This window comes from Thermoactinomyces sp. DSM 45891 (genome assembly GCF_900119485.1).
Lineage (GTDB): Bacteria > Bacillota > Bacilli > Thermoactinomycetales > Thermoactinomycetaceae > Baia.
The window spans coordinates 36002-36346 of the sequence record NZ_FPJZ01000011.1 but is presented as its reverse complement, the minus strand read 5'-3'; the positions used below and the strand labels follow the sequence as shown (position 1 = coordinate 36346).

General features: G+C 41.7%; 1 protein-coding gene. It reads left to right on the top strand.

All coding sequences use genetic code 11. The features are described 5' to 3' along the window. On the top strand, positions 1-345 hold a 345-nt coding region (locus BT147_RS09930), incomplete at both ends, for a YncE family protein (protein ID WP_502688564.1).

Sequence of the window (345 nt, the reverse complement as noted above, 5' to 3'; positions counted from 1 at the left end):
GTAACAGGAGCAACCGGAGCCACTGGATTAGATGGAGTAACAGGTCCAACCGGGTCTTTTGTAGCCATGCCGATGATCTATGTAGCTAATGCTCTCTCTAGCAATGTCTCTATCATAGATGGAAATACAAATATTATACTTGCTACCGTTACAGTAGGGAGTACGCCATCCGGTGTAGACGTAAATCCCATGACTAATCAGGTTTATGTGGTCAATAATGCTTCTAATAACGTCACTGTCATAGATGGAGATACAAATACAGTACTTGCTACTGTTACAGTAGGAAGCGGTTCATTCGAGGTTCGTGTAAATCCAAGTACCAATCAAGTTTTTGTAGCTAATGGA